Annotated in this window: 9 protein-coding genes; 6 read left to right on the plus strand and 3 right to left on the minus strand. The window is 69.2% G+C overall.

All coding sequences use genetic code 11. The annotated features are described in order from the left end of the window. Positions 1 to 108: 108 nt before the first annotated feature. Positions 109 to 810 carry a CBS domain-containing protein gene (locus ACWD3H_RS46930; protein WP_355568297.1) on the minus strand — a complete coding sequence of 234 codons (702 nt, stop codon included), beginning with the start codon at positions 808 to 810 and terminating at the stop codon, positions 109 to 111. Between the two features lie 163 nt (positions 811 to 973). Between ACWD3H_RS46930 and ACWD3H_RS46935 the strand changes: the two genes are divergently transcribed. The 3 genes from ACWD3H_RS46935 to ACWD3H_RS46945 all read left to right on the plus strand — a co-directional run bounded on the left by ACWD3H_RS46935 (position 974) and on the right by ACWD3H_RS46945 (position 3,254). Beyond that, entirely contained in the window at positions 974 to 1,669 is a 696-nt protein-coding gene (locus ACWD3H_RS46935) for a GntR family transcriptional regulator (protein ID WP_350920324.1), read from the plus strand. A 28-nt stretch (positions 1,670 to 1,697) separates the two neighbouring features. Continuing rightward, the gene (locus ACWD3H_RS46940; protein ID WP_350920321.1) at positions 1,698 to 2,705 is read left to right on the plus strand and encodes a 1-aminocyclopropane-1-carboxylate deaminase; all 1,008 of its coding nucleotides are present in this window, start codon (positions 1,698 to 1,700) and stop codon (positions 2,703 to 2,705) included. Positions 2,706 to 2,795: 90 nt separating this feature from the next. Continuing rightward, positions 2,796 to 3,254 (plus strand): hypothetical protein, encoded by a 459-nt coding sequence (locus ACWD3H_RS46945; RefSeq protein ID WP_451959698.1) that lies wholly within the window; start codon positions 2,796 to 2,798, stop codon positions 3,252 to 3,254. A gap of 153 nt (positions 3,255 to 3,407) precedes the next feature. Here the strand turns inward: ACWD3H_RS46945 and ACWD3H_RS46950 are convergent, their stop codons facing one another. Beyond that, positions 3,408 to 4,370 (minus strand): threo-3-hydroxy-L-aspartate ammonia-lyase, encoded by a 963-nt coding sequence (locus tag ACWD3H_RS46950; RefSeq protein WP_451959699.1) that lies wholly within the window; start codon positions 4,368 to 4,370, stop codon positions 3,408 to 3,410. Between the two features lie 655 nt (positions 4,371 to 5,025). Here ACWD3H_RS46950 and iscB point away from each other — a divergent pair. The 3 genes from iscB (at position 5,026) to ACWD3H_RS46965 (ending at position 7,817) form a co-directional block, all read left to right on the plus strand. Next, positions 5,026 to 6,381, plus strand: coding sequence for an RNA-guided endonuclease IscB (gene iscB, locus ACWD3H_RS46955; protein WP_451959700.1), 1,356 nt, complete (start codon positions 5,026 to 5,028; stop codon positions 6,379 to 6,381). Beyond that, positions 6,381 to 7,031 (plus strand): SRPBCC family protein, encoded by a 651-nt coding sequence (locus ACWD3H_RS46960; RefSeq protein WP_451959701.1) that lies wholly within the window; start codon positions 6,381 to 6,383, stop codon positions 7,029 to 7,031. The genes iscB and ACWD3H_RS46960 overlap by 1 nt, the downstream gene beginning before the upstream one ends. Positions 7,032 to 7,379: 348 nt before the next feature. Further along, entirely contained in the window at positions 7,380 to 7,817 is a 438-nt protein-coding gene (locus ACWD3H_RS46965) for a cold shock domain-containing protein (RefSeq protein ID WP_350920309.1), read from the plus strand. A gap of 143 nt (positions 7,818 to 7,960) precedes the next feature. Here ACWD3H_RS46965 and ACWD3H_RS46970 read toward each other — a convergent pair whose 3' ends face one another. Further along, positions 7,961 to 8,581: a S1 family peptidase gene (locus ACWD3H_RS46970; RefSeq protein WP_451959702.1), complete on the minus strand. Its 621-nt coding sequence runs from the start codon at positions 8,579 to 8,581 to the stop codon at positions 7,961 to 7,963. Positions 8,582 to 9,190 lie beyond the last annotated feature (609 nt).

Below are 9,190 nucleotides of genomic sequence, written 5' to 3' on the forward strand. Positions count from 1 at the left end.
GCCCGCGCCGCTGGTCGGCGCGGGCGGCTTCCTGTGCCCGCTGGTGAGGAGACCGGTTCCAGGTGCCGTCGGCCTTGATCGCCGGCGTGACGTCGCGGGTGGGTACTCCTACCGGCCCTGCCACGCGGGGGCGTCGTCCTCGTCCCACTCCAGTTCGTCGATCAGGTCGACCACCCCGTGGACCCGCAGCGCCATCCGGGCCGCGATCAGTGCGTCACTGTGCCGCGCCATGTGACCGCTCAGCTTCGCGATGCCCTGCTTGACGGTGACCTTCACCTGGGAGGTGTCCACCCACAGGGAGTGATCGAGAACGTCCTCCCTGATCTCGCGGGCGATCTCGTCGTCCGTGCGCAGGAACACCTTGAGCAGGTCCTGACGGCTGACGATGCCCTCCAGCCTGCCCTCACGGTCGACCACCGGCAGGCGCTTGACACCGCGCTCGTCCATCAGCCGCATCGCCGACACCACCGGGGCGTTCGGGGTGATGGTCACGGCGGGCGCTGTCATCAGCTCGGCCGCGGTGTCGCCCTGGGCCTTCTCCTTGGCCGAACGCCCCTCCCGGCTGAGCCGGTACCGCAGCCGGGCGCGCAGCGGCGGCCGGTAGCCCTCGCGGTAGTACTGCTCCTTGAACTCCTCCTTGGCCAGCAGGTCCGCCTCCGAGACGACGCCGAGGACGTGGTTCTCGGCGTCGACGACCGGCACCGCGCTCACCCCGTGGGCGATGAGCACCTCGGCGACGTCCTTGAACGGCGTGCTGCCGTTGACCGACGCGACAGCTCGCGTCATGACCTCGCTCACCTTCACGCGCATCGTTTCCTCCTCGAAGGGATGGAAGCCTCTCCTTCATTGGACAGCGGGACTCGTCCCAGGGTGAGGGTCGGAAGTCCTTCATCGGTGGTCTTTCGGTCCTGATGAGGCATTCGGCGTTCAGGTTCGATTGACAATACGCAAAGTGTGATGTGCAATATTTCGCATGCCGGTCCCGAAAAGCCAAGGTCTCGTCGCCAGATCCCTGCTGCGGGAGGACGCCTACCGCGCCCTCCGCGACGCGATCGTCGACGGCACCCTCGCGCCCGGCGAACGTCTCAACGACGCCGATCTGATCAGCTGGCTGGGCATCAGCCGCACGCCGATCCGCGAGGCACTGGCCCGTCTCGAACAGTCGGGTCTGGTGCAGACGAAACCGGGCCGGTTCACCATCGTCAGCCCGCTGGACGACAGAGAGACCCGCAACGCCCAGTCCGTCGCCGCGGCCATGCACGAACTGGCCGTGCGCGAAGCGGTGCCGGTGCTGTCGGGGGAGGAACTCGACCTGATGCGTCAGGCCAACGAGCGGTTCGCCGTGGCGCTGCGGCGCGGTGACGTCGACGGGGCGCTGGCCGCCGATGACGATTTCCACCAGGTCGCCGTCACGGCGTGCGCGAACAACGTGGTCAGGTCGGTGCTTGAGCAGGTCACCCCCGCGCTGCGCCGAGTCGAGCGGCTGCGCTTCTCCTCGCTCACCGGCCGGGGATCCGTGGAGATGCACGACGAGATCATCGCGCTGTGCGCGGCCGGGGACGCCGACGGCGCCGCGCTGGCCGCGCGGGCCAACTGGCAGACCCTCGCACCACTACTGGACTCGGCGACCGGGGACGCGGCCGGCGGTGCGTGGAAACTCTCAAGCTGAATCGCCCCGGAAACTCAAGGAGCACGACATGTCCCTCGCGGACTTTCCCCGCTATCCCCTGCTGTTCGGGCCGAGCCCGGTGCACCCGCTCGATCGACTCACCGCGCACCTGGGCGGAGCGCGTATCTGGGCCAAGCGGGAGGACTGCAACAGCGGTCTCGCCTTCGGCGGCAACAAGACCCGCAAGCTGGAATACCTGATCCCCGAGGCACTCGCCCAGGGCGCCGACACCCTGGTCTCCATCGGCGGCGTGCAGTCCAACCACACCCGCCAGGTCGCGGCGGTCGCGGCCAAGCTGGGGCTGAAGGCCCTGCTGGTCCAGGAGAGCTGGGTCGACTGGCCCGACTCGGTCAACGACCGGGTCGGCAACATCCTGCTCTCCCGGATCATGGGTGCCGAGGTGCGGCTGGTCGACGAGGGGTTCGACATCGGCTTCAGGGACAGCTGGGAGCAGGCCCTCGCGGAGGTACGGGAGGCGGGGGGCGTGCCCTACGCGATCCCGGCAGGGGCCTCCGACCACCGCCTCGGCGGCCTCGGCTTCGCCAACTGGGCCTACGAGGTCCAGCAACAGGAGCGGGAACTCGGCGTGTTCTTCGACACGATCATCGTCTGCAGCGTCACCGGCTCCACCCACGCCGGGATGATCGCCGGGTTCGCCGGTCAGGACCGTCCCCGCCGGGTGATCGGCATCGACGCCTCCGCCAAGATCGAGGCGACCCGGGCGCAGGTGGAGAGGATCGCCCGCAACACCGCCGAGCTGATCGGTCTCGGGCGCGACCTGCGGGAAGACGAGATCACCGTGCTGGAGGGCTGGGCCGGTGACTTCTACGGCATCCCGGTCTCCTCGACGCTGGACGCGATGCGGCTCACCGGCGGCCTGGAAGGAATGATCATCGACCCGGTGTACGAGGGCAAGTCCATGGCCGGGCTCATCGACCTGGTCAAAAGCGGTGAGATCGGTCCGGACTCCAACGTGCTCTACGCCCACCTCGGCGGGCAGCCCGCAGTCAACGCCTACAGCGCCCTCTTCCGCTGACTCCCGCGTCCCCGCCCTCCTGGCCACGGGCCTGAGTTTTGTCGGTGCCCGCCGTTAGGGTCACCGGAAACCCCGTGCGAGGGAGGGCGGATGACAGAGCCCGATGTGACGATGGCCAAGATCGGCCAAGGGATGGAGCTGGGCCAAAGCGGCGAGCGGGCAGCCGCCCGCAGGCTCTTCTCCGAGCTGTGGCAGGAGATCGGGGCGACCGGTGATCCCCTGCATCGCTGTGCTCTCGCCCACTCGATGGCCGACGTCCAGGACGACGCGCACGAGGAGCTGCTCTGGGACCTGCGGGCCCTGGAGGCGGCAGACCTGATCACCGACGCGCGGGCGCGGCAGGCGGGCATCACCGGCCCCGCGAGCGGGTTCTACCCCTCCCTGCACCTCAACCTTGGCGACGTCTACCGCAGGCTCGGCGATCTCGATCGTGCGCGCGACCACCTCCGGCGCGGGCGCGCCGCCGTCGACGCACTCGGTGACGACGGGTACGGGCAGATGATCAGGCAGGGGCTCGACCGCCTCGCCGACCGCCTGCCGACCTCCTGACAGCCTGGATCTCGTACGCGGTCTGCGTCCTGCCGCCGCCGAAGGGGGCATTGATCCACAGAAGCATGCGGGGATCCTACGAGAACGGGCCCGGTGACCCACCTGGTCGCACAGGCCCGGGAACGCGCGAGCACCGCGTCAATGCTTCTCGGGTCAAGAGGTCAGCAGTGCCGCGTAACGGTCGAGGTCGACGTTTCCCCCACTGATGATCACGCCGACCCGCTGCCCGCGCAGCTGGGGGGCGAGGTTGCGGACGGCGGCGAAACCGAGGCATCCGGTGGGCTCGACGACCGTTTTCATGATGGACCCGAAGATCCTCATGCTCTCGACGAGTTCGGCGTCGGTGGCGGTGAGGATGTCGTTGACATCGCGGCGGATGATGTCGAACGGGTAGGTGCCCAGGTGCTGGGTCTGCGCGCCGTCGGCGATGGTCTTCGGGGTGTCGATGTGGACGATGGTGCCCTGGCGCAGTGATCGCCGGCCGTCGTCGCCCGCTTCGGGCTCGACGCCGTACAGCGTGCAGTCCGGTGACAGCGCCCGGGTCGACAGCGCCGTGCCGGACAGCAACCCGCCGCCGCCCAGCGGTACGAAGAGCGCGTCGAGCTCGCCGACCTCGTCGAACAGCTCCTTGGCGGCGGTGCCCTGACCGGCGATCACGTGGGGGTGGTCGTACGGGGGGATCAGCGTGAGGCCGCGGTCGGTGGCCAGCGCGCGGCCGATCTCCTCCCGGTCCTCGGTGTAACGGTCATAGCGGACGACCTGCCCGCCGTAGCCCTCGGTGGCGGTCACCTTCGCGGCCGGCGCGTCGTGCGGCATGATGATCGTGGCCGGGATGTCCAGCAGCCGGGCGGCCAAGGCGATCGCCTGGGCGTGGTTGCCGGAGGAGTAGGTGATCACGCCGGAGCGCCGCTGCTCGGGGGTGAAGCGTGACAGGGCGTTGAACGCGCCGCGGAACTTGAACGCGCCCACACGCTGGAAGTTCTCGCACTTGAACAGCACATCGGCGCCGACGCGTTCGTTGATCAGTCGCGAGCGCAGCACCGGGGTCCGGTGGGCCTGTGACGCGATGCGGTCGGCGGCGCTCCGGACGTCGTCGTAGGTCGGCGACTGGGGCATCGGCTGGCTCTTCTCTGCTGGACACGGCCGGGGCCACGATCTCGATGAGATGATCCGCACGCCTCCGGTAAAGGCAGGATCCTACCCAGAGAGGGGAAAGCGCCGCTTCTGCCATCTTTCGCAGTTAGCGGCCTGATCTGTCCCTATGGTCAATCGAACGTGTTCACCGAACCGGCTGCTCACCGCTTAAGCACGTTCTAATATTTCCTGGCGCGCTCCGAGGTACGCCCCCAACCGGTGAGCACCGCACCGATGCGCGATGTCGACCCCAGCGCCCCGGCGAGGGACCAGACCAGAGGAGAACCGCGTCAACGACCCCTTCCTGAAGGAGGGGGCTTGAAGTGCAGTAATGCGCTTTGAAGCCCCGCGTTGACCAGCCCTGGCCATCAGCTCAAGGAGGTGCGTTTTGATGGCTACGTTGAACACGAGATCGCAGACCCACCGGCGGGTGCTTCCTCAGCCTGCCGCTCTGGAATCCGTGGGAGCAGACACGCCCGAGGGTGGGCACGAAACGGCTCACGGACACCGCCTCGCGGCGGTACCTGGTGTTCAACCTGGGCGAGGGGAGATCGAGCAGGCCGGCACCCGGTCTACTCGGCGTCACCCCGACCCGGCTTCGGCTGGGAAGGGAGCGGGCAGTCCAGCCCACCCGGTCGTGTTCGTCCTGGACAAGCACGGCCAACCGTTGCAACCCACGAGCCCTGCCTACGCGCGAAAACTCCTCTGTTCCGGCCGGGCTGTGGTTCACCGGCATACCCCGTTCGTTATCCGACTGAAGGACCGCACGGCAGCTGATTCCGTCGTGGCAGGCGTACAGGTCGGTATCGACCCCGGCTCCAAGCACACCGGCCTGGTGGTGTTCACCGAGCGCGACGGGAGCCGGACCGGCAGGTACGCGCTCCAGTTCGACCACCGGGGCGGGGCGATCCGCGACAAGCTCACCGCCCGCTCGCAGTATCGGCGGCGACGCCGCAGTAAAAACCTGCGTTACCGCGCGCCCCGTTTCTCCAACCGCACCAAGCCGAAGGGGTGGCTGGCGCCGTCGCTGCGACACCGTGTCGACACCACCCTGTCGTGGGTGGTGCGGCTGACCCGGTGGGCGCCCGTGGCCGCCGTCCACGTGGAGAAGGTCTCCTTCGACACCCACGCCCTGTCGGCGGGCAAGCCGTTGGAAGGCGTTGAGTACCAGCAGGGCACCCTCGCCGGGTACGAGGTCCGCGAATACCTGCTCGCCAAGTGGGGGCGGGCGTGCGCGTACTGCGGCGCGAGCGGCGTACCGCTCAACCTCGACCACATCCACCCCCGCAGCCGGGGCGGCTCTGAGCGCGTCAGCAACCTGACCCTGGCCTGCATCGGCTGCAACCAGGCCAAGAACGCCACCCCCGTGCAGGAGTTCCTCAAGGACAGGCCCGCCCTCCTGGCGAAGATCCTCAAGCAGGCGAAAGCGCCGCTGCGCGACGCCGCCGCCGTCAACACCACCCGCTGGGCGCTGTGGCGGGCGCTGGAAGCGACCGGCCTGCCCGTTCACACCGCCTCCGGCGGGCGCACCAAATGGAACCGCTCCCGCACCGGCGCGCCGAAGTCCCACACGTTGGACGCGCTGCACGTCGGCTCGCTCGACACCGTGACCACCTGGCCGTTCACCGTGCTCGTGGTCAAGGCGACCGGGCGCGGCACCTACTGCCGTACCCGCACCGACCGCTACGGCTTCCCCCGCCTGCGGCTGCCCCGGACCAAGCAGGTCAAGGGGTTCGCCACCGGCGACCTGGTCCGCGCGACCGTCCCGACCGGCAAGAAGGCCGGAGTCCACGCCGGGCGGGTCGCGGTCCGCAGCACCGGCAGTTTCAACATCACCACCCGGCACGGCACCGTACAGGGCATCGGCCACCGCCACGTCCGCCTGCTCCAACGAGCCGACGGCTACGGTTACACAACCCACCCGGAAGTGCGGCAGCGTGCCGCGTTTCCTCCCGGCCCTGAAGGACCGGGTCTCCACGCTGGAGGTAATTGATGATCGATGTCACCGGGCAGATCAGTGCCGTACGGCGGCGGGTCGGCAGCCGTGTGCTCGAGGCGGGTGAGGCGCGTGTCGTGACCGTCAGCCAGACATACGACACCGAGATCGAAGACCTCTGGGACGCCTGCACCAACCCCGAGCGCATCCCCCGGTGGTTTCTGCCCATCTCCGGTGACCTGCGGCTCCATGGCCGCTACCAGCTTCAGGGCAATGCGGGTGGCAGGATCGAGCGTTGCGACCCGCCCAAGAGCTATGCCGCCACCTGGGAGTACGGCGGGGACGTCAGCTGGATCGAAGTCCGGCTGACGGCCGAGCCCGGGGGCGGAACGCGTTTCGAGCTCGAGCACGTCGCTCATGTCGACGACAGATGGGAGGAGTTCGGGCCCGGCGCGCTCGGCGTCGGCTGGGACCTGGGACTCGTGGGCCTGGCCGTCCACCTGTCGTCAGGGCAGGCCGTGGACCCGCAGGAGGCCGGGGCGTGGGCGGCGTCCGACCAGGGCAGGCGGTTCATGGTACTCAGCAGCCTGGGGTGGTACGAGGCAGACGTCGCGGCGGGTGCGGACGAGGCCCGCGCGAGGGCCGCGGCGGATCGGGTCACGGCCGCCTACACCGCTCCGGCCGCTGAGGCGTCGAGCGAGCTCTGACGTACCGGACGGCCGGGAGAGCCGGCGAACGGACGGCGAAAGCGGTCGAGGTGATCGTGGATCGATGCGCGCGGCGCGCCGTCCGGGCTAGCATCGGGTCGTCCGGCCTGAACGGGGACGGTGCGGGCCCGGTCCCTCGGCGGGCTCCGGCAGGCGGCCGGTGCCGGGACCGCCCACGGATCGGGTCGTGGATCCGGTCGTGGGGTGCCCGGGCGGTCGGGTGGTGGGAGGCAGAGCGATGAGGAGGAGAGCGGTGATCCGGCGCGACAGGCGGGCCGGATCCTTGGGCCGGAGGGTTCCGGCAAGATCATGTAGAGCGTTGCAATTCTCTGTGTAGGTGGTGTTGTGGTGGCAATCGGTACGATCCTCCGTTTCGACGAGGTGCGCGGATACGGTTTCATCGCCGCTGTCGGAGGAGGCGAGGATGTGTTCTTCCACGCCAACGACTTCGGTGAGAACCGGCATGTGGTTCAGCCGGGCCTCCGGGTGGAGTACGAGGTCATGGAGAGTGAGCGCGGCCTCAAGGTGTCGACGGTCAGCCTCGTGGATCCGCCGGCGCGCCGGCCGGTCGCGGTGACGGCGCCGTCGGTGACGCCTTCCTCGGTCGCCTCCCAGCAGCTCGGCGACGACGACGGCGTGTGTGACGTGCTGTCGGCGAAGTCCTTCAGCGGCGCGGTCACCGAGCTGCTCATCGAGCACGCGCCCACGCTGACGGGCGCGCAGATCGGGCAGGTCCGGCAGCATTTCCTGGCGTTCGCCCGATCCCATGGCTGGGTCGACGACTGACGCCTCTCGCGTGCGGCCCGCGCATCCTCCTGGATGCGCGGGCCGCGGCCGCTTCGGTCGTCGAGAGTGATGTGGGCCGTCCTGCTCGCTCCGCAGGCTGAGCGGTGCGGCGGAGATCGTCAGGACACCGGTCCCGATGGGCGTCAGAAGGGCCGAGGGGTCTCCGTGGAGGGCTGCACGACCACCAGGGACCTGTCCACCGGGACGGAGGCGACCAGGAGCCGGGTCGCCTCGGCGTGCCTGGACAGGATGACCACCTTGTTGCTCTTCACGTCGACGTAGCGGACGCTTCCTCCGGTCGGGTGGTTGGGCAGGGACTCGTCGAGTTTCTGCTTGATCGCCCTGAGCTTCGCGAGCGACGCGGCAACGACCTTGGGTCGGGCGCCCGCCGCGACGATGCGGGGGATGTCGGCGGTGCTGGTGGTGGCCACCACCAGGGTCTCGGAGAGGGGTCCCATGAGCCAGGATCCGCCGAAGCAGCCGCCGAGCATGTCGCGGAGCCTCGCTTCGACCATCGTCAGCCGGGCCTCGTTGCGCAGCCGGGTCTCGGCCTGTGCCCTGGTGAGACCGAAGTCGCGTTGGAGTGCTTCGATCATGCCCGGCGGTAGCTGTTTGATGGGATCGGGCGGTGGTTTCCGTTTCCCGGTGGACGAGGTGGCAAAGGCGCTCGCCTCCCGGACCGGGACGACAGCCGGGACGACCGACGAGGTGAGTGCGGTGAGCGTCAGAACACACCCTGCGGTGACGATGTGCCTACGGGACATGAGCCTCTCCTCGACTCCGGCTTCTCCGGACGTGAGGGGACCCCGCGTCTGCGGCTGGTGACGCGACACGGGTGATGTAATTCTAAGTCAGCCGTCGCCGGCCACGGCCGCGGGGAGCGGACGCCACGCGGATGGCGATTTCGAGCGGGGCCACCAGGCCGTTCCCGGACCTCCCGCGCGGGGGCCGGTGCCGCCACGCCGCGCCTGAACAGCGCGGATGCCCGCCTGGGGAGTCCGTTTCGCGTACCCTGTGACTGATCCGTTGGAACAGGCCGGGGCTGCTGGGCTCTCACTGATCGGTGTGGAGTGGTTCGATACCCGTGGCGGTACCGAGGCCCTGCAACTGCTGATCGCCGGCTATCTGCGGCTGCGCCTTCCCCCCGCACCGCCGGCGAAGTCCTTCGGGCCGCTCCTTGAGCACGCTGACGGGTGCCCGGGATCGGGCAGGTCGGACAGCGTTTCACGCCTCCCACGGCGGGGCGATCCCGAGTGGCAGGGCCCGGCCGGGCGGGGGGGGGGGCGGGGCCGGACAGCGGGGGGTACCGAAGCAGAAAAAAAAAGAACAGGAGCCGGGGGGGGTGAAAAGAGTAAGAAAGAGTGTGGTTGAAA

It is taken from the genome of Streptosporangium sp. NPDC002607 (genome assembly GCF_053592655.1).

Coding starts and splice junctions, on each gene's coding strand:
- ACWD3H_RS46930 (WP_355568297.1), bottom strand. CDS start 810: ATGCGCGTGAAGGTGAGCGAGGTCATGACGCGAGCTGTCGCGTCGGTC.
- ACWD3H_RS46935 (WP_350920324.1), top strand. CDS start 974: ATGCCGGTCCCGAAAAGCCAAGGTCTCGTCGCCAGATCCCTGCTGCGG.
- ACWD3H_RS46940 (WP_350920321.1), top strand. CDS start 1,698: ATGTCCCTCGCGGACTTTCCCCGCTATCCCCTGCTGTTCGGGCCGAGC.
- ACWD3H_RS46945 (WP_451959698.1), top strand. CDS start 2,796: ATGACAGAGCCCGATGTGACGATGGCCAAGATCGGCCAAGGGATGGAG.
- ACWD3H_RS46950 (WP_451959699.1), bottom strand. CDS start 4,370: ATGCCCCAGTCGCCGACCTACGACGACGTCCGGAGCGCCGCCGACCGC.
- ACWD3H_RS46960 (WP_451959701.1), top strand. CDS start 6,381: ATGATCGATGTCACCGGGCAGATCAGTGCCGTACGGCGGCGGGTCGGC.
- ACWD3H_RS46970 (WP_451959702.1), bottom strand. CDS start 8,581: ATGTCCCGTAGGCACATCGTCACCGCAGGGTGTGTTCTGACGCTCACC.